Genomic DNA, 20,927 nt, shown 5'->3' on the forward strand with positions numbered 1-20,927 from the left:
AACGACCACCGACTACGAACGAACTTAAATGGCCGACATCTCCAAAATCCGCAACATCGGTATCATCGCCCACATCGATGCCGGCAAGACCACCGTTACCGAGCGGATGCTCTACCTCAGCGGCCAAAAACATCGTGTCGGACGAGTCGATCACGGCACCACCGACACCGACAACGACCCGGAAGAACAAGACCGCGGGATCACCATCTTCAGCGCTTGCGTGAAGTACAACTGGGGCGATTACAACGTCAACCTCCTCGATACCCCTGGCCACGTTGACTTCACCGCCGAAGTGGAACGCTGCCTACGCGTTCTCGATGGGGCGGTTGTGGTTTTCTCCGCTCGCGAAGGAGTCGAAGCCCAAAGTGAAACGGTTTGGCGACAAGCCGACCGCTACGAAGTTCCTCGGATCGTGTTCATCAACAAGATGGACCGCGAAGGCGCTAACTTCGAAAACGTATTCAACGACATCGGTCCACGACTCGGCGGACGCCCCGTCGCTGTAGAAATCCCCGTGGGTCAGGGCCCCACTCACGTGGACAATCCATTCCGCGGCGTGATCGACCTGGTCAAACTGAAGTTCCTGCAATTCGATCCCGAAACCGAAGGCAAGGAAGTCACCGAAACCGATATCCCCGAAGAACTCGCCGACGATGCTTCGATCTGGCGAGAACAGTTGCTTGAAGCTGTTTACGAAATCAGCGAAGAAGCGATGACGCTAGCCATGGAGGAAAAAGAGGTTCCCAATGAAGTGATCATGGCGGCTCTTCGCCAAGGTTGCTTGGACCGCACCATCCAACCGGTTTTCTGCGGCTCAGCCCTGCACGGCATCGGCGTCCAACCGCTGATGACTGGCGTCGGCAACTTCCTGCCTAGCCCGCTGGATCGCCCGCCTGTCGAAGGCTTTGTGCCTGGCAAAGAGGATAAAAAAGCCAGCCGAAAACCAGATTCGAAAGAACCGTTCTGCGGTCTCGTTTTCAAAATCCTGCCCGCGAAAACCGGCGATAACTACTGGATTCGAATCTACAGCGGCGAACTTAACCAGAACTCGCGAGTCTTTTGCCCTAACCGCGACAAGAAAGAAAACGTCGCTCAAATCTGGCAAATCCACGCGACTAAGAAAGATCGCGACGGCCAAAGTGAAACCGTTGGGGCAGGGGACATTTGCTGTGTGATCGGACCACGCTTCGCAATTACTGGCGATACGATCTGCGACACGAAATCGCCGATCGAACTTCCCAGCATCAAGTTCGCCGAGACCGTTCTCTCGATGGCGATCGAGCCCGAGAGCACGTCCGACCGAAAGAAGCTGGAAGAAACCCTTGATATGCTGCGTCGCCAAGACCCGACGTTCCGAGCAGTCGAAAACGAAGAGATCGGGCAAACCATCATCAGTGGCATGGGCGAACTTCACCTGGAAGTCATCCAGCACCGCCTGACACGCGACTTCAACCTGAACGTGAAGTTCTACAAACCTCGCGTGAACTATCGTGAAACCATCGGTGGTACCGCCGACGTAACTGGGGTCTGCAACCGGGTCATCGGGGGCAACCAAATGTTTGCTCGATTGAAAACCCGCGTGATGGCGACCGAAGATCCAGCCACTCCCGTCGTCGTGTTTGACCGATTACCACCGGATTGCCCGCTGCCCAATGCCGTGCGTTCTGCAGCAATCGACGAAATGCGGGAACGTGCCGGTGGTGGTGGCATGATCGCTGGCTTCCCGCTATCTGGCGTCCGTTTCGAAGTCTACGAAGCGGAAATGCACGAAGACGGTAGCGACGAGGTCGCCTTCCGTATCGCTGCCGGCGATGCTTTCGAATCGGGAATCCAGGCTGCCGGGCCGGTTTTGCTTGAACCCGTCATGCGAGTCGAGGTGACCACGCCGGAAGACTACATGGGCGAAATCGTCGGCGATTTACAGCAACGCCGTGCCATCATCGCCTCCACCGAAACTCGAGGCATGATGACTGTCATCACCGCCCACGCTCCGCTCAAAGAGATGTTCGGCTACAGCAGCGCTGTCCGCAGCCTTAGCCAAGGCCGGGCTGGAAGCAGCATGGAACCGTACGGCTACCAAGCGGCACCCCAAGCCGACGCCGACAGCTTCTCGTACTAATTACGGAAGCTATCGCTGTCGCCTGTAGCGATACAAACACAGTGATCTGGTGACCCATGATTCGCTTTAAATGCCCAGGATGCCAAAAGTCTTACCAGGCCGCCGATACGGCAGCCGGAAAGACAACGACCTGCCGTGCGTGCGGACAAAAGTTGCGGCTCCCCCAAGCCGCTACGCAACAACGTGCGAAAGGCGCCGCGCCCCAGCGAGAGAAAGCCGTAGCGTCCCAACGAAAAAACGTGAAGCCGGCTGGCAAAGCTCAAACTGTTGCCCAGCCACAAAACCACTGGGCCACCTGGCTGAATGCATGCCAAGCGAACCTAGGTGCTCCACCACGAAGTTTTTCCTCTTCGACTTCGGAATATCTGCGATTGGAAATGAGCTGGCTATACGGCTTGCTATTCCTAATCCCTATCTGCAAGCTACTCAAAAGCAGTCGCCAACGAAGCATCTTCCGAAAAGGAAAAGTGGTCTGGGCCCATGTGATCCAAGCCAATTCATCCTTGTGGTTTCCACCAAACCCAACACCGGGTAAGAACGGAGACGCGCCGGGCGAACTCGTTTTCTCGCTCGATGAGACCGGCCAGGTAAGCCCGCTCTATCTAGAAACGGTCGCCCAAAAATTGGCCGCCATCCGTGGACAAACCGAAGGTGACCAAGAGATCACGCGAATAGGCGCATACCTGGAAGCTGAAACGGTACGAGCTTTCGGATGGAGCGTACCTCAACGCTTCTCACCCAAGGTACCGTGCTACATTTCGACAACCATGTTTCTGCGAAAACATCTTCCCAACAACCGGTTGCACCGCGGCTTCTTGCCAGTGGTCGTTTCGCACAAAGCACCCTACTACGTCATGCCCCTGCCAGAAAAATTCTGGCCACCCGAGTTACTCGAGTGGTGGACGAGCGAGTGAGTTCACGTTTGAGCAACCTAAAAGTCCTGCGGCTAGAACACACTTTGCTGCCTTAGTCAGAGCCGTGGCCTAACCTCGATTAGGTTGTGGAGCAGCGCAACAACAAGTAGCCCAAAACGCCAAGCAGTGTGAAGATGGCGATTCGCTGCGAATGGCTTTTCCATTTAGCCAATGCAATCATGCCCGCTCCCAAAATAACACTTGGCCCAACATCTCCCCAGCGGATCATGGGGTAAACGATGCCGCGACTACTCCATGGCCAAAGTGGCTGAACCGCCCAATCGCTAAGCCCCTCTCCACCTGAGACAACGACATCTGTGGGGATCTGCGAAAGACACCCGACGATCGCGACCACGCACCATACCGCGGCTTGAGGAAAACTCCAGTGATGCCGAATCGTCAACTCCGCTCGCGCCTCAGACATCGGCCCCCAATTGCGCAAGCGATGGGCAACCCGTCCGATCACGTCCCAGCGATAATCGACGACCCCCAGTGCAATCCCCAGCACGATGCAACTAAGAATGCTATGCCCCCACACACGGTGCCCGCGTTCAAATGCCTCCATATCAATCAGCATCGGTAAGCCGTCCCAATCAGGAGCAATCGCTGCGATTCCCGCCAGGGCGACGACCTTCCAACCGTAAACACGCTGCAATCCGACTGCGAGTGCTCCGTTCACACCGATCATCGCGTGTTCAAAAGTTGTCACCGAAGCAAGCCCGATACGAGAGTCCTCATGAGCATCGTTTTCCCTGACATAAAGAACCTATCAAACATGCATGCAGTGGAACCTTATTGGCGCAGTGGAACTTTATTGGCAACGAATGCCTTAGCCAAACTCCCCATCGCCACTTTTTGGTAGGCTAAAACGGATCACCAATGCGATGAATTGCCGACTTCGGCGTCAAGTTTCCCCACACGCCACAAGTTTCGCGCCCTACTTACAAAACAATCCAGCCCTTCGTTCTATCACCTTACATACCTATTTCATGTCAGTGTAGCTCTATGTCTCAATCGCCAGTCGCCGATCCTTTTCAATCCCAGCCCACGCCACTTGCCGAACCCAAGAAGTCGAAAACGGGTTGCATCGTTCTCGGAGTCGGAGGCGGGTGCCTCGTCATATTACTGGTCTGTAGTGGCATCATCGCTACCACCGTGCTCGGGGCCTTTGCCTTGATTAAGTCGAGCGAACCCTACACCGAATCACTAGCCAAGACGCAAGCCAACGCGGAAATCCAATCGACGATCGGAAATCCGATCGAGCCATCAACCTTCGTCCAAGGCAACATCCAACTGGAAAACGATGGTGGAAATGCGGACCTGAACTACTCCGTCAGCGGCCCCGATGGAACGGCCACGGTTCACGTCACCGGTACCAAATCCGATGGTGTCTGGGACTACAGCAGGATGGATGCCACCACCCAGGATGGAACCAAGATAAATCTACTAGACGACTAGCAAGTAGCCTTCAGCACCGAAGCTCATCGGTTTTTTTCTAGATAGCGTAAAGAATAAAGACCGCGTCTTCGGTTTGACCTCAGCGAGTAGGGTAGGGCAGGGCAGGGCGGTTCGCTCAACCGAAAACGACTTGGTGCGGGTCAAGATTTCAGTGAATCCTGATCGCACCGAACCCAACCAAGCAAGCGTCATGCATCGACGCTGCCAACGTCTTCCAAGAATATCGGCTCGCCGATAACGTGTGCGCCCCGCTCGGACGAAATTGATGCCTAGTTCTATAGCAATCGAAGTTTGGCCCTATTGCTATGGATACCTATGCTTATTCCTTACGGAACCGACACGCCGATCTATCACTATCCAGTGGCGACAATCGGAATCATTGCCATCAACGTCGCGCTGTTTCTGCTGACGGGGATGGGCGACTACCATGCCTATGAGTGGTTGATCTTAGAGTTTGATCGAATCAATCCGCTGCAATGGGTAACCGGCGCGTTCATGCATGCGTCCTGGTCCCACTTACTCGGCAACATGCTGTTTCTGTGGTGCTTTGGGCTAGTGATAGAGGGCAAGTTGGGCTGGCAAAAATTCAGCCTGCTCTATCTCGGGCTTGCACTCGGCGACGGAGCGATCGGGCAGATTCCAATGTTCCTGTTCACCGACGGTCAAGGAGGCGCGCTCGGTGCCTCCGGGGTGATATTTGCTTTGCTCGCGGTCGCACTAATCTGGGCTCCCGCGAATGACATTCATCTCATTTACGTTTGGAGTTGGCTGTTTTATGGCACGATTGAAATCCCAATCAGCGTGATCGCGTTCTTCTACTTTGCGGTCGAATTCCTACAGGTTGCCTGGACAGGAATCAGTATGTCGACGCCAATGCTTCACCTGTTGGGAATGTCGGTCGGGATCCCATTTGCAATCTTGATGCTCAGGCATGACATGGTGGACTGTGAAGGATGGGATCTATTGTCGCGATTAGGAATTCAATCCCGAAACGCTCGCGGCAATTCCAAACCAATCACCAATAGAAAGACGAATCGCTCAGCCCATCGAGATCACAATGCGGGGACGGTCGCTTACGCCGTTAAAAGGCATGCTTCAACGACGAATCTCAAACGCGATCCTTGTGCAACCGCGTTCGAGTCCTTTACGAGAGCCGTTCGGACCAATCGCATCGAGGAGTCGATCGCGTGCTTTGCACGCCTTCGGGAACACTCCTGTGTTTCTGCGATTCCTAGCTCAACCTTGGTGGCGTATGTCGATCAGCTATCCCGGCACAATCGCCACGCGGAACGAGTTATCCCGCTCCAACACCTGTCGAGGCGACGCTCAAAATCATCAGAGAGATCACATGCCAAACGAAGCACTGACAACCTGCCGCTGCTGCCTGAAGCCACTAATGAAAAGCGATGAACCTTGCCCGTCATGCGGTTTCACCGATCGTGACATCTATTTGCGGCGACTGCAGGTAGAAGATGAAGCCGACCGCCACATCCAACGGGCCAAATTGAAAAGGCTACTATTTCGAATTTTGTATATTTCGCGACTGATTCGTTGATCGCATTGTACAGATGCCAGTGAAGAACTGTCCGGCTCACATCGTCGCGATCATCTGCAGCCAATCATCTTCGCTCAAGATTTTTACCTCGGCACCTTCGGCGATCAATGATCTTGCTTTCTCTTCTTTCGTACTGATCGCACGCCCGGACGCTTTCGTACGAGGATCGAGATCTCCCACAACTAATAAATTGGTACGTTTGGAAACCGACGCTTGACACTGCCCACCGCAGCAAACGATTAGTTGCTCCGCTTCTTCACGGGCGAGTCGAGTTAACGATCCCGTAAAGACAACGCGTTGACCACTGAACGGACGCAGAAACTCCGCTCGGACCAACAAGCGTTGCAAATCCATACCAGCCGAAGTCACCATCGCCTCGGCAATGGGCTCTGGCGTTGGCTTGGGTGCGATCGCGGTACGGGTTCGGCGCCGAGTCTGTTTGGATGGCCCCTTTTTGCCCCACGAACCTGCCGCACCTCGCGACATTTTCAGTTTCGCCTCCAATTGCTCCAGCGTCTCGACCTGCAAATGCTCTGCCGCCGCCATTGCAACCTTCGCACAGGCAATCGAATCTTCCAATGCATCGTGGTGCTTGAACTGCACTCCTAACCAATCCGATAGCGGCTTCAGTCCAAACCGAGGCAAGTGAGGCCAGGTACGCCGCGCGATCGCCCGAGTGCAACTGTAGTGCATCTCTGGAACCGGATGCCCGTGTGTTTGCAAACACGCGATCAACACGCCCATATCGAAACTGGCATTGTGAGCGATCAGACAATCATCCCCAAACGCCGCGAGGATATCTGGCCACAATTCGCCAAACTCCTTTTCCCCCTGAACCATTTCAGGTGTGATGCCATGAATCTGAATGTTCTGGTAACTGAAACGAAGCGGCCGCGGTCGAATCAGCCAGCTCGCCGAATCAACAACCTTTCCGCCTCGCACTCGTACCGCTGCCAATTGACACGCACTATCACTCTGCCGAGTCGCGGTTTCGAAATCAATCGCCGTGAAGTCCATCTCAAGCCCCACCCTGCATCTTCAAAACAGGCAATCTCCCTCGCGCGTCGATCTGATCCCGCACTGCTGCAGGCGTCTGGTCATCCGGGACGGGACGTTCGTTCGGAGGAACCGGCGGTGGGACGAATCGGTCGCCTTGTCGCGTGCCTCGCCGTTCAAATTCCGCATCGATTTCAATTCGCAACGCCGACTTCTCTAAACACCACTTCGGTTCAATCAAGAAATTCGGTGGCGCGTCGCCACTGACTCGCTCAACGATCGTGGTCGGTGGAATGCGTTCCAAGAAATCGACCACCGTCCGAACGTAATCCTCCCGCTCCATCATTTTCACCTTGCCAGCCAACACCTCTTCCCCCAGCGGCGTGCCTCGAACGCTGTATAGATTGTGCAGTTTGATCGAATCAAACCCCAACACTCCGATTTCATCCGCCGTCTCCATCATCATCGCATGATCTTCGCCGGGAACGCCTAAGATCACGTGCGCACAACATTCGAAACCTCGGCCCCGAGAACGATCGATCGCGTTGATCATGTCCTTATGGGTGTGCGCCCGGTTCATCCATTCCAAAGATGCGTCATGGACCGACTGCATGCCGTATTCCAAGGATACCGCATGATCTTTTGACAATCGCTGCAACAGATTCAACACGCTTTCCGGAGCGCAATCGGGCCGCGTCCCGATCGCAATTCCGACAACACGTGGGTCAGCCGATAACGCAAGTTGATAAATCTCTTCCAATTGTTCAACGGGAGCATACGTGTTCGTCGCCGGCTGAAAATAGGCGATAAACCCATGCACGCGATCGTATCGCTGGGTGACCTTCTGGATGCCCGCACTGAGTTGCTCGCTAACGCGTTGCAACCGAACTCGCCGCGAAGGACTGAATGACCGGTTGTCACAAAAATTGCAACCGCCGCTCGTCAACGCTCCATCCACGTTGGGACAGGTAAACCCTGCGTCCAGACTGACACGCTGAACCCGACCGCCGAACCGACGGCGCAAAGTCCGCCCAAACGCGTTCAACTTCAATCCTTCTTGCTGCCAGGGCAGGGCGGTGTCGCAATCGGCTGCTGCGTCGGCAACTTGATTTTCGCTCGTCACGTCGCGGTCAGCTTGATTCATAGAAGAAACGGGGTAGGGCAGGTGGCCGGAAAAGACCGAACGGGAACGGCAGATGTTTCACAATATCATGCCATCAAGAACAAACAATGACACCCCAAACAACCAACCGCTGGAGTCCAGGCGTTAGCCTGTTCCGCCCGTAATGCGTTCCCCTAGGATTCCGCTCCCAGAATTCCATACCCGCTGCCCCAAACCAAGGATGCCGCACAAGTCAGCCGTCCAGGCTTCCAACCCATATAACGCACGCCAGAGGGTGACTCTTACTTTCCCCCACCATGTGTTTCGCGAAAATTAACTCGGGGCAGGGCAGGGTAGAGCAGGGCAGGGGACACGATCGACGAAGAGAGACAAAACACGACGATTTCCAACGGGCAGGGCACCCACACACAACCATAGCCGAACAACCATATTCGCACGACGCACCCCATCGACGGCTCAACATTGATCCGGTAACAACGCATTCGGATCGCGGCTGCAAATGAACACCCTAAACAACAAGACACTTGAGGCAAACCGATGGACTGGGACTGGGAACCCGACCAGGAAGAAACTCACACGGCCTACCACGAGGCGGGGCATGCGATCGTGGGCTGCGCACTGGGCGCACAAATCGATTCCGTATCTCTGTCCCAAGCGTCTGCGTACGACGACCTGGATGACGGCCTTCCCCGACGCTTTGGTGATTGCATCGTCAATTGGGGCCGCGTCGATCCGAGCCAAAACTGGCAACAGCAACGCGAGCTGCTAACGATCTTGGCTGGCCCGATCGCCGAGCTGACCTACCGCAACGAAGACGCCGACGAAATCGACGAGGCCTGCTGGGCAATGGACTGGGACCAAGCCCAACAATGCGTAGCCTCGATGCACTCCGACGCTCGCAAGCAGATCCGCACGCTACAACAAGCCGTCAACCGACTGAAAACGGTCGTCGGCTCGCCTCCGTGCTGGCCAGCGATTGCAGCCCTAGCGGACGAATTGATGTTGGGCGACGAGATTGATGGAGAGCGGGTTGCGGAGCTGGTTCGATTTTGGTTCAGCCGATCGTGATCGATAGCCCACCTTCGACCGCCACCGGTTTATACTGCGAGTTATCTTCACGCCCCCATCGAGAGATTCCACCGCCATGTTTGCTCCCCGTCCATTCATACTCGGCATCGCACTTCTAATCGGTTTCGGCCCCATGGCCAATCCTGGGTCGGCGGCTGAACTTCCCGCCACACCAGCACGCGGAAATGCGAAACCTCGAAACGTGGTATTCATCTTGACTGATGACCACCGATTTGACGCGATGGGCTGTGCCGGGCACCCATTCTTGGAAACACCCCACATCGACTCGCTGGCGAAGAACGGCGTGCACCTGAAGAATGCGTTCGTCACCACCAGCCTGTGCTCGCCGAGTCGTGCTTCGATTCTGACGGGCCTGTATACACACAAACACGGCGTGATCGATAACCAACGCATCGTTCCCGACGGTACGATCTTCTTTCCGCAATACTTGCAACGGGCCGGCTATGACACTGCCTTCATTGGCAAGTGGCACATGGGTGCTCACCACGATGGCCCACGACCGGGTTTTGATCACTGGATTAGCTTTCCAGGGCAAGGCAATTACCTGCCTCCCAACCCCGACTACACGCTCAACATCGACGGTAAACGCGTAAGACAAAAGGGCTACATCACCGACGAACTCACCGACTACGCCATCGATTGGCTGGGCGAACGCGAAGACGACAAACCTTTCTTTCTTTACCTGTCACACAAGGCGGTGCATTCCAATTTCACGCCCGCCAAGCGACACCAAGGCCGGTACGCGGACGAGGACCTTAGCTTCCTTCCAACCGGTAAAGAAGTCACTGCTGAAAAGAATGCTCCACGGTGGGTACGCGACCAAAGAAACAGTTGGCACGGCATCGACTTCTCTTACCACAGTGACAACGGCCTGGAATATCTCTACCGGCGGTATTGCGAATCAGTGCTCGCCGTCGACGACAGCGTGGGCCGAGTCCTTCAACAACTCAAAGACATGGGCATCCACGACGACACGCTAATCATCTACATGGGCGACAACGGCTTCATGTGGGGTGAACACGGCCTAATCGACAAGCGAGTCTCGTACGAGACCTCCATTCGTGTTCCGATGTTGATGCAGTGCCCCAACCTATTCCCAGGCGGCAAACCCATCGACAACGTGATCGGAAACATCGACGTTGCGCCCACCATCTTGCACGCCGCGGGTTTGCAAGCGCCTGACTACATGGACGGGCAAAGCATGCTCGACCTACCCAACGATCGGGACCAAGACTGGCGGAAGTACTTTCTCTACGTTTACTACTGGGAAAAGAACTTCCCTCAAACCCCAACACAATTTGCTTTGCGAGGCGACCGATTCAAATACATCACGTACTACGGACTTTGGGACACCGACGAACTTTACGACCTGACGACCGATCCAGGCGAGCTTAATAATCTGATCCACGATCCCGACTACAAATCCATTGCCAAAGAGATGGAGGGAAAGCTGTACGCCATGTTGGATGAAAAAGGTGGGATGCAGATCCCGATGAATAAGCCCAAGGGCCGGTCCAACAACAAACGCTGGGACGATCGCGGCGGGAAAGAAGCAGCCGACTTCCCGGCTACAATCGTGGTCGACCAACCGCTTAACAAAGAAGCACATTGACAGTGTTTCTTTCCCGCGGCACGCCACTACGACGCTAACGTCTTCTTACGACGAGCCTTCCACCAAAATGAGCCTGACATAGTGAAGGCTGGCGTAGCTCATCTGGCGTCGGCAAGCGTCCACATTGTCGCGGACACCTCCCTGAGGTTCCGCTAAGCGTTCCAGGTTTGTTAGCATCAAGATTATGCCAACACGAAACCTGAAACGAATTTTCGCTCCCAAGAGCGTTGCCATCATCGGTGCCAGCCGGCGTCCGGGTAGTGTCGGCAACACCGCCGCCCGTAATTTGAAAAACGGGGGATTTACCGGCCAGCTATTCGCCGTTAACCGCAATTATCCTTCGGTCGAGGAGATTCCTTGTTTCCCCGACCTCGCCTCGATCGGGCAATCAGTCGATCTCGCAGTGCTCTGCACCCCAGCGGAATCGACTCCGGATCTGGTCGAACAATGCGGGCAAAATGGGGTCCGCGGGATTGTCATCCTGTCGGCTGGATTTCGCGAAACCGGACAAGCCGGGCGAGAACTGGAAGGCAAACTGCGGGACGTCTTGAAACGCTATCCGACGATGCGGATCATCGGGCCCAATTCGCTAGGCGTGATTTCCACTCATACCGGACTGAACGCAAGCTTTGCTGATGTCAGTCCTCCCAAAGGCAAGATCGCACTGCTATCGCAATCCGGCGCCTTGGCGACCGCGATCTTGGACTGGGCCTTGGACGAGCAATTTGGCTTTTCCCATTTCATCTCTTTTGGAAACCTGCTCGACGTCAGCATCGCGGATCTGATCGACTACTTGGCCGAGGATCCCAACACGGATTCGATCGTGATGTATATCGAGTCGATTCAGGACTCTCGAGCCTTCATGTCCGCGGCGCGTGCCTTTGCTCGTCGCAAGCCCATCATCGCGCTGAAGTCGGGGCGTTTCGAAACCACCGCGAAAGCCGCCGCACTGCACACCGGAGCAATGGTGGGCATCGACGAGGTCTATGACGCAGCGTTCGCACGCGCCGGCGTCGTACGTGTTGACGAGTTCGACGACCTTATCCACTGCGCCGAACTACTCGCTCACCACAATTCAATCAACTTCCGCAGCCCACTCGGTAATCGCCTAGCCGTTGTCACCAACGCTGGTGGTCCTGGCTTAATGACGGCGGATGCGATCCTGACCAAGAAGTGTCGTCTTGCCGAACTGTCGCCCGATACGATCGAGCAGTTACAAACACAAATTCCCAATGAAGACGCCGAGGCCTCGCTCGCTATCAGCAACCCAGTCGACCTGTTTGGCGACGCAACACCCGAGCTATACGAATCGGCAACTCGTGTCCTCCTGGCGGATGCAAACGTCGATGCCATCGTCGTTGTACTGACACCTCAAGCGAAAACCGATCCGATCGGGACCGCTGAACGGATCATCAAGGTCGCCGCAAAAGCGTCCAAACCGATCCTCGCCGTCTGGATGGGTCGCGGAAGTGTTGCCGCATCCAACCAACGACTGTCGCGGGCCGGCATACCAACTTACAGCACGCCTCAACGAGCGATCCGCGCGTTTTCCTATCTGCTGGCACACGCTCGCAACCAAGAGGTTCTGCACGAAACCCCACGATCGATCGCGATTGATTTCCATCGAGACCGGGAGATGCTACGAGCTTCCTTCGCCTCGCTGTGCTTAAGCGATTCTAGCAACCTGACAGAGTCGAATTCGAAAGCCCTACTCGAAGCGTACGGCATCCCGACCACTCGGCCGATCGCCACCCGATCACCTGACGAAGCAGTCAAGTACGCTCAATCAATCGGCTATCCCGTTGCTGTCAAAATCTTAGCCGCGGACGTACTGCATAAGTCAGAGGTAGGCGGCGTGCTACTCAACGTCGGCTCCGACGAAGCCGTTCGCGCAGCCTATCAAACCATCCAAGACCGAGCTGCCGAATTCCGCCCCGACATGGAGTTCCAAGGCGTGACGGTGCAACCAATGGCAATTGACCCCAATGGTCGTGAACTGATCGTTGGTGCTCGTCGCGATCCAGTTTTTGGGACGGTGATGATGGTCGGTTCCGGAGGCATCCACACGCAAGTTTTGAAAGACCACGCTCTCGAACTACCGCCGCTGAACGAACGACTCGCCCGCCGGATGCTGGAGTCACTGCAATGCTGGCCGATGCTTCAAACCTTTCGCGGCAAACCCGCGGTCAACCTCGAGCAATTGGTCCAGGTCCTGATGCGTTTTTCTTATCTCTTGGCCGATCACCCCGAAATCGCTGAACTGGACGTCAATCCGCTGCTGGTAACTCCTGATCGTATTGTCGCACTGGATGCCAGCATTGTCATCGACATGGATTCCGACACAACGAAACTTAAAACAGGACCAGCGTTTCAATCTAAGCAAAGCCAGTACCCGCATCTTGCGATTTGCCCTTACCCCGAGCAATACACGCGTGTCGCTAAACTGAAAAACTCAACCGAATTCACCCTGCGGCCGATCCAACCCGAAGACGAACCGCAATGGCGAGCAATGCTGCTGGGTTGTTCTGAAGAAACGATCCGCATGCGTTTTCGTTACCTCTTCGAAGGCAGCAGCCACGAACTCGCATCACGTTTTTGCTACACCGACTACGATCGCGAATTGGCCATCATCGCTGAAACAATTATGCCGACGGGCAATACCGCACAGCCACCTATTGCGGGTGTCGGTCGCCTCGTCGCTGACGCAGATCACCGGGTGGCAGAATTCGCCGTCTTGGTCGCGGACCAATACCAAGGCCACGGCCTTGGCTCAACGCTGATCGACGAGTGCCTTGCCATTTGCGAACGATGGGGAATTGAACTCGTCACCGCCGAAGTCGACCCTCGCAATCGAAAGATGTTGCAGATGTTTATCAAGCGAGGTTTTGCCGTCGACCGCAGCGACGAAGACGACGTCGTAGTAAGTAAAACGCTTCCTCAAAAGGATGCTCAAGCGACTAGCGCGGGTTCCAATTAGACCGCCACCCTGTCGCTGATTACTTCAGGTCGAAGCCGCCTTCCCGAACACAATGCATCACCATACTTTCACCGCACACCGCTGAAACTTAATACTCTCGATAGCTTCTATTCAACAGTGACTTTGAACGCGTGAGTGCATTCTTGCCCTGTGCCATCCTCGATCGTCACCAGTACGTCGTGAGATCCAGTGATACGACGCGACGATCTCCAGGTGATAACTCCTTGGGTCGAAACTTTCATCCCCTGCGGACCTGACGCTAACTCGTACGTTAAGTCACCAACCCGTGACCGCACATCGATCTGATAACGATAGAGATTGCCAGCGCGTAACGTGGTCGGCGGTCGAGACGCAACGTAGAGATAGTTGACATCAGACGCTTCGAACTCTTTTTCAAGATCGACTTCGTGCAGTTCGAGTGACTTATTCGAATCGGGCAGCGTCACGATCAGGCTAGCATTCGGTGCGAAAACTAAGCGTCGATCGAGTGTCATCGGTTCTCGGCCATGGAAATCACCATAGGTTCCCGGACGGATCTGGATATCTTGCAACGTCAACAATGGTGTGGAGCTACCGGCAACGTGCAGATGAACCTGAGTCTGCTTTTCGTTCTTTCTCGCCTTATCGTCGTCCCTCGGAATACTGATGCTGTAGTCGCCACTGATTGCGGGCACAAAAAAGCTCTTCGCGGCCGACTCGTTATTGTGAGCAAAATCTTTTGTCTGAGTGGTAAAGATCCCTAACGCTGTGTACATCAAATCGCCCGATGGGTTCGGTTGGATATACCCCATCGTCTTGTGCTCATAGTACATGTGACCAAGTCGGTCGCCCAAATACATCGTACGAAACCCACCCGGCGAAAGGCGTGTTCTCCAAAAACTAAACGCTCGACCATTGGCACTCACACGGACGCGGGTGTCCGGCCCTGCACCGGGAATGTCACTTTCCCTTTGGTACCGTTCGTCACGGACCGTGTAAGAGATCGGCTGCATCGTCTGCGGATTCAACAAGATCCCGGGGCCGTCCTTTGCACCGGCGAACACGGGTCCATTGACGGCATGCCCGGTCGCGATCACATCGACCGGTTGAACGAACGGGAGTTTCGCAGTTGCTTCTTTCGTGAACTCTTCGTAGTTCCAACGCTGGATGACGTTGTCGCGGCGAATCGCGACATAAAAATTCTTGCTACCACCCGCAATACGAACATCGGAATCTTCGATCGTCACATACTTCGTCACTTCGCGTTTACCGATATCGAAGAACGCGAGTTTTTTCATCGAACCTATTAGAAAGATGATGTAGCGTCCGTTCCCACCAATCACATAATCGTCGAACGTAGCGGGTAAGTTGACGGTTCCGCGTGGGTTCGCCATGGGCACCACTTCGAAATCGGTTTGGGTTTCAGTTTCCGTTGCCGCGTCGTCGTTCGATTTCAGTGGCGAGACAATTTCTCCGACGGCCTTTGCATCCCGGACACGTGCCTCCGCTTTCGCATTTTGCAGCCCCTTAATTCCGGGCAGCGCACGCTGGTAGTAGTATCCCGCGTGCAGCGTCGCAGCAATCTGCTCAGAATCTTTGAGCGAATCAGCACACTGCCACCACAGATCCGCGACGTTGAGGCAAGCCTCATAGGTCGCGTCGTCCATCTTTTTCTGGTTGGCAAGTTGGTTCTGCAGCGTTCGTTCGGCCCGAGCCGCAGCCGCAATCTGTTTGTCGCTACCGACAGCCATCAGTCCCAAGGCAACCTGCCACTCATTTTTTGAGAACGCGTAAAACTTACCCACGGTGAGCGCGGCTTCAGGTGAAAGCTGGGTTGCGTCGTCCTGAAATTGCTTCAGCTCGTCGGCGATGCCTTTGAACTTAGCCTTCATTGCAGCGATCCGATTGGCGAGCTTGTCGATCCTACTGCTGCTACCCCAATCCCGTGCCCGTTTGGCGTCAGCACTGGCGGCGACAACGATCTGTTGCGCCGCGTCGTAGTCATCCATCTTGATTGCGATATCGGCGAGATCTAACAACGCGTCCTTCGTCGCTCCGTATTGAGTCGGCGACAAACGTCCGGTCACCGCGATCAACGTTTGTGCCCGCAAGGGAAATCCGTCAATGTGAAACGACGCAATCAATGTTTCCACTGCTTCGGTTGCCGTCTTGGCGTCGCCCGCTCCGATCGCAATGTCTCGAGCAAGCCGCAGCATCACGTATCGGCCCGCAGCATCGTCAGTGGTTTCACTGCCCGCGGTCAGAATTTCCTGCGCAATTTCGGATTGCTGCAGCGTCGTTTTTGCCGACCGGTACTCATCTCGATAGATGTCCTGAACCAACTTGCCAACACGCAATCGATCCTCTTCTGGTGGAATGGGAACCTTCGCGTCTTGCCCACAAAGTGCTCCCGCGAACAGAAACCCGGCCACTATCGCCACGAGGGCCCCAGCCGTCCGACCGGCTACAAAATCGAATGGCCGCATATGGACTCATTTATCAAAGATGTGAAATGGTTCGAGGATAGTGGAATCCCAATACAACGTCAAATTTTCAACGCATTATCAGGCAAATCGAATGAGCTTTGCCCCAGCGATTCCCTCGCATTTCCACCGCAAGACCTCACACTCAATACGATGGTGGGCCTATAGACTGAATGGAGCCGCGTGGATCAGATCAAGAATTCAAGTGCCACAGCGAATCGCTTTACGGAACAACACTCGCAGTGACCAGGGCATCAGATACACCTGATAGCCGATTCAATCGCAAGCACAATTTTGCCTCCAACGAACTTCAAGCATCCAGCATGGATTCTAAATAGACGGTCACACTGTCACTGAGTGCTTCAGGGTTGTAGCCACCTTCCAAAACACTGATCAACTTTTCGTCGCAATGTTCTTTGGCAAGTTCAATTAGAAACTCGGCGACCGTCGCGTAGTCTTCAGTGTGCCACCCCAGTGACCCGACCGGGTCGTCTTGGTGCCCGTCAAAACCAGCACTCACAATCAAGAGGTCAGGCTGAAACGACTGTGCGAATTGTTTAACACTTTGCTTGAATTGCTTGAGTTGCAAGATCCGGTCGGTACCGAACGTGATCGGAAGATTCAGCGTCGTTCCCTTACCAGCACCTTCCCCAATTTCTTCAGCGTGGCCGCTTTCCGGATAGAAGTCGCTTCGATGGATTGAAAAGTAAGCGACCGCTGGATCATCGTAAAAAAGGTCTTGCGTACCGTTACCATGATGTACGTCGAAATCGACAATCATCACTCGCTCGCACGGTGTTGAATCCAACGCCCAGCGAGCTGCCACGGCCACATGATTGAACAAGCAAAATCCCATCGCTTGATTGGATGTCGCATGATGCCCAGGCGGTCGCGAAAGACAAAATGCATTCTTGTCTTCACCTTGCATGACCCGCGTGACGGCATCACAAATCGCACCACTGGCCGACCGAGCGACTTCAAAGGATTGATTGGACATCCGAGTGTCCTCGTCCAGCCAGCCACCACCGGAGGCGGCGACTTGTTCGAGACGATCCACATATTCAGCGGTATGAACCGCCTCAAGTTGCGTTCGCGTCACGGGCTTCCACGACGGACGCGAACACATCGCGTCCAGACCGACGAAGCTTAAGTGACGGGTGACCGGCAGCAATCGTTTCGGGCTCTCAGGATGATTGCCCGTTTGATGCTCCATGAACAGCGGATCGTAATAGAAAAGGGTCACCGTCCGCGTTCGATCAAGACATCAATTCAGCACTAAGGCTGACGTTGTCCGGCCGATTGGCAAGCTTCCCGAGGGTTTTCTCGATCATGTGCTGCAGCTTCATCGCTGCGCCCTCGAATGATTCCCTCACCGACGAATCGTAGTGTCGAACTGACATCGGCTTCAAACCCCGCATCCGAACTTCCATCACACAGCGTTTGTCGTCGTCGCCATGGAATTTGTCCTGACAATGCTCTTCGGCCAAAAACACCTCAACCCGTGTAATCCGATCCTCGTAACGTCCCATCGCGTGCACCACAGCTTCTTCGACATAGCCTCGAAGCGTTTGATCACCATGAATATGGTTGTCGGTGTGGGTTTGAATTTGCATGTTGCCAGCCTTTCAAAAGAGAATCGACGATGGGGACGCAAACTTGCGCACCCAGGTTTATTATACTATGCTCTACGCCCTTGGGTCGGATCTGGCGAGCATTTTCGCCCCCAACACCGGGCAAAAATTGACATTAATTTTTGTCATCAAACCAAGGTCGCTTCCTCCCCCCTGGACGTTCCCCACGTCTCCTCCCCAACATTCTTTGAGCCAACAAATCATGGAAAACCGAAGCCATTTCGTGTTCGCTGCGATATTGATACCGCTGGCGTCTATCTTCAACTTTCCGGTTTCTGGGATCACGAATCTCGCCTCGACGCAGTCCGTTCTGGCAGAGGAAATTTTTATTGAAGCAGAGAGTTTCGAAGATCGAGGCGGATGGAAACTGGACACTCAGTTCATCGAACAAATGGGCTCCCCGTATTTGATCGCACACGGACTTGGCCAACCCGTCGACGACGCAACGACCACCTTTAAATCAACCGAAAGCGACCAATATCGCGTCTGGGTTCGCACGATGGACTGGGTCGCTCGCTGGGACGCTTCGCCATCGCCGGGTCAGTTCAAAGTACAAATCGATGGTAAACCGTTGGCAACAACCTTCGGAACCCAATCCGAAAACTGGGCCTGGCAGGACGGTGGGCTTGTCGAATTGGAACCTGGACAGCACCAAATTTCGCTGAACGATTTAACTGGTTTTGACGGTTGTTGCGATTGTCTCTATCTAACCACCAACATCCGTGCGACTCCGCCAGCGGTCGACGACGTGCTCTCACCTTGGCGACGATCCCAACTTGGCCTTCCCGAAAAGCCCGTTGAAAAAGGCCCCTACGATTTGGTGGTGATCGGCGGTGGCTACTCTGGCATGGGAGCCGCACTGTCAGCGGCCCGCATGGGTTGCAAAGTCGCTCTCGTTCAAGACCGCGGTGTACTGGGTGGTAACGGATCCAGCGAAGTACGCGTGTGGGCGATGGGCAATATCCGCCGTGGCAAGTTCCCACGTATCGGCGAGATCGTCGAAGAATTTTGCGACCACGCTAAGAAATCCCCAGGCACCTATGAAGAGTTTGGCGATGACACCAAAGAACTGATCGTGCTGGCTGAAAAGAACATCGACTTGATGCTCCATCACTTCGCCTATGCCGTCGATGCGATCGATGTTCCCAACACCCCTAACGCCGCTACCGATCAGGTCGCAAAGCCAACACGACACATCAATGGCGTGCGATTGCTTAACACAATGACCGGCGAGGATCTGAAAGTTGTTGGCGACCTATTCGTCGACGCTACCGGTCACGGCTGGATTGGAACCTGGGCTGGCGCGGACCTGGAATTCACCGAAAAGGGCCGCATGGGCATGAGCAACATGTGGGCCTGGGACGAAGCCGACCAAACCCAAAGTTTTCCTGAAACGCCCTGGGCGCTCGACCTGAATATGGCCGACTTCCCCTACCCACGCGATCACCACGGCCAATGGTTCTGGGAAAGTGGTTTCGACAAGGACCCGCTCGGTGGCGCCGAAGCCATCCGCGACTGGAACCTGCGGGCGGTCTACGGTGCATTCAATGCCATGAAGAACCGCGACGGTTCTGCCGATCACAAGAACGCAATTCTGACCTGGGTTGCCTATATCGGCGGTCCACGGGAAAGCAATCGCTTGATGGGCGATGTCGTGCTGAACCAAGACGACGTCATTGCGAAACGAGACTTCCCGGACGGTTGTGTACCCAGTACTTGGTCGATCGATCTGCATTACCCCAAGGAACAATACGCCGAAAAATTCGCGGATAACCCTTTCATCAGCCATGCTGTACACGATCGCCGCGTCGATCGCATGTACGGTTATCCGGTACCCTACCGTTGCTTCTACAGCCGTAACGTCAACAACCTATTTATGGCCGGTCGCTGTATCAGCGTGACCCACGAAGCCCTTGGAACCGTCCGTGTAATGAAAACATGTGGCATGATGGGTGAAGTCGTCGGCAAAGCAGCCTCGCTTTGCGAGAAATACGATTGCGAACCAAGAGACGTCTACGAGGCGCACCTTGATGAGCTTCTCGACCTCTTACGCTTGCCCGGCAAAGCACGCCGAGAGACCGTCAACAGCGAAATCATCATCCCTGAAGACGCGATGAAAGAGGCAGGGCCGCTTGGACCGATGCAGGGCCGAGATCCAGCCAATCTTCCTGGTATCGTCATTGATGATCACGATGCCGAAGTCAAAGGAAAGTGGCCTAAGCAAACCGGTCTGCCCGGGTTCGTTGGCTACTCTTATCGCTTCACCGGACCTGACACAAACGCTTCAGCGAAGCTTACAACCAAGCTGCCCAAAGCTCAAAAGTACCGTCTGATGGTTTATAGCCACCCGCACCCGAATCGTGGGGATTCGGTTCCGGTCTTGATCCAGATTGGTGACAAAGAACTCGGCACCGTCCGAATCAACCAGCGAGACGAAGGTGCGGACGCTCCAATCTTAGCGGGCACGTACGAGCTACCGGCGGGCGAACCGGTGACGGTGACTATTTCGACCCAGGGTGCTGGCGGCAATGTCCACCTGGACGCCATCGGATGGGAACCCGTCAGCGAGTGAAAGCTGCCGCCGCTACCTAAGCGGAGGCCAGATAGTTATAGGTCTCGATAGTACTGGGCTCAGATAGGCCTAGGTCTCGAATAGGCCTAGGTCGGATAACTCGTCGCGAACTACCAATGAAGCCACTCAAGGTGAGTCGCTTCATCAGATCGCCATTCGGGCAAGCCTTCCTGCGCTGCCCGTCGTCATCCCAGCCAGGTCATCTATCCCAGCCGAAGAGCTTCTGCTTCGCGATTTTCGACTGAATTCGACGCCCGTTTTCTCGCTCACGCCGGTTGATTTTCAATCCAAACAATCTCGGCTAACCAGCACACACTGAGCTGCATTTCGGAGAACGCACAAATTAGCGAGGGACATTCACTCTTTAACAGTAGATGAGCGGGGTGTTACATGGCTATCCTAGGGGGACGCGAGTCGCG

Annotated in this window: 14 protein-coding genes; 8 read left to right on the forward strand and 6 right to left on the reverse strand. The window is 54.9% G+C overall.

From position 1 onward, the window contains the following. The first annotated feature begins 28 nt into the window (after positions 1-28). Positions 29-2,119 (forward strand): elongation factor G, encoded by a 2,091-nt coding sequence (gene fusA, locus ACR3ZL_RS24225; RefSeq protein WP_486173031.1) that lies wholly within the window; start codon positions 29-31, stop codon positions 2,117-2,119. 56 nt (positions 2,120-2,175) lie between these two features. Then, the gene (locus tag ACR3ZL_RS24230; RefSeq protein ID WP_486173032.1) at positions 2,176-3,033 is read left to right on the forward strand and encodes a hypothetical protein; all 858 of its coding nucleotides are present in this window, start codon (positions 2,176-2,178) and stop codon (positions 3,031-3,033) included. A gap of 79 nt (positions 3,034-3,112) precedes the next feature. On the opposite strand, the gene ACR3ZL_RS24235 is transcribed toward ACR3ZL_RS24230, so the two are convergent. Further along, positions 3,113-3,742 carry a metal-dependent hydrolase gene (locus tag ACR3ZL_RS24235; protein WP_473650520.1) on the reverse strand — a complete coding sequence of 210 codons (630 nt, stop codon included), beginning with the start codon at positions 3,740-3,742 and terminating at the stop codon, positions 3,113-3,115. 296 nt (positions 3,743-4,038) lie between these two features. Here ACR3ZL_RS24235 and ACR3ZL_RS24240 point away from each other — a divergent pair, with 296 nt between their 5' ends. After that, positions 4,039-4,491, forward strand: coding sequence for a cytochrome c oxidase assembly factor Coa1 family protein (locus tag ACR3ZL_RS24240; RefSeq protein WP_473650519.1), 453 nt, complete (start codon positions 4,039-4,041; stop codon positions 4,489-4,491). A 315-nt stretch (positions 4,492-4,806) separates the two neighbouring features. Further along, complete coding sequence (locus ACR3ZL_RS24245) at positions 4,807-5,901, forward strand: rhomboid family intramembrane serine protease (RefSeq protein WP_473650518.1); 1,095 nt, start codon at positions 4,807-4,809, stop codon at positions 5,899-5,901. A 181-nt stretch (positions 5,902-6,082) separates the two neighbouring features. Here ACR3ZL_RS24245 and ACR3ZL_RS24250 read toward each other — a convergent pair whose 3' ends face one another. Together ACR3ZL_RS24250 and mnmL are read right to left on the reverse strand one after the other, a co-directional pair. Next, on the reverse strand, positions 6,083-7,063 hold the full coding sequence (locus tag ACR3ZL_RS24250; RefSeq protein WP_473650517.1) for an exonuclease domain-containing protein: 981 nt from the start codon (positions 7,061-7,063) through the stop codon (positions 6,083-6,085). Position 7,064: 1 nt separating this feature from the next. Then, a complete protein-coding gene (gene mnmL, locus ACR3ZL_RS24255) occupies positions 7,065-8,186 on the reverse strand; it encodes a tRNA modification radical SAM protein MnmL/YtqA (protein WP_473650516.1) in 1,122 nt (373 codons plus the stop codon). 516 nt (positions 8,187-8,702) lie between these two features. Here mnmL and ACR3ZL_RS24260 point away from each other — a divergent pair. The 3 genes from ACR3ZL_RS24260 (at position 8,703) to ACR3ZL_RS24270 (ending at position 13,843) form a co-directional block, all read left to right on the forward strand. After that, positions 8,703-9,233, forward strand: coding sequence for a cell division protein FtsH (locus tag ACR3ZL_RS24260; protein WP_486173033.1), 531 nt, complete (start codon positions 8,703-8,705; stop codon positions 9,231-9,233). A gap of 76 nt (positions 9,234-9,309) precedes the next feature. Next, entirely contained in the window at positions 9,310-10,866 is a 1,557-nt protein-coding gene (locus ACR3ZL_RS24265) for a sulfatase family protein (protein WP_473650514.1), read from the forward strand. 184 nt (positions 10,867-11,050) lie between these two features. Continuing rightward, on the forward strand, positions 11,051-13,843 hold the full coding sequence (locus ACR3ZL_RS24270) for a bifunctional acetate--CoA ligase family protein/GNAT family N-acetyltransferase (RefSeq protein WP_486173034.1): 2,793 nt from the start codon (positions 11,051-11,053) through the stop codon (positions 13,841-13,843). A gap of 107 nt (positions 13,844-13,950) precedes the next feature. Here the strand turns inward: ACR3ZL_RS24270 and ACR3ZL_RS24275 are convergent, their stop codons facing one another. The 3 genes from ACR3ZL_RS24275 to ACR3ZL_RS24285 form a co-directional block, all read right to left on the reverse strand. After that, the gene (locus tag ACR3ZL_RS24275; RefSeq protein WP_486173035.1) at positions 13,951-16,308 is read right to left on the reverse strand and encodes a putative Ig domain-containing protein; all 2,358 of its coding nucleotides are present in this window, start codon (positions 16,306-16,308) and stop codon (positions 13,951-13,953) included. 307 nt (positions 16,309-16,615) lie between these two features. Continuing rightward, positions 16,616-17,548, reverse strand: a complete 933-nt coding sequence (locus tag ACR3ZL_RS24280; RefSeq protein WP_473650511.1) for a histone deacetylase family protein — start codon at positions 17,546-17,548, stop codon at positions 16,616-16,618. 13 nt (positions 17,549-17,561) lie between these two features. After that, entirely contained in the window at positions 17,562-17,918 is a 357-nt protein-coding gene (locus tag ACR3ZL_RS24285; RefSeq protein ID WP_473650510.1) for an HPF/RaiA family ribosome-associated protein, read from the reverse strand. Positions 17,919-18,138: 220 nt separating this feature from the next. On the opposite strand from ACR3ZL_RS24285, the gene ACR3ZL_RS24290 reads away from it, so the two are divergent. Continuing rightward, positions 18,139-20,508 carry an FAD-dependent oxidoreductase gene (locus tag ACR3ZL_RS24290; protein WP_486173036.1) on the forward strand — a complete coding sequence of 790 codons (2,370 nt, stop codon included), beginning with the start codon at positions 18,139-18,141 and terminating at the stop codon, positions 20,506-20,508. Positions 20,509-20,927 lie beyond the last annotated feature (419 nt).

The sequence above is a fragment of the Rhodopirellula sp. J20-39 genome, from assembly GCF_057365095.1.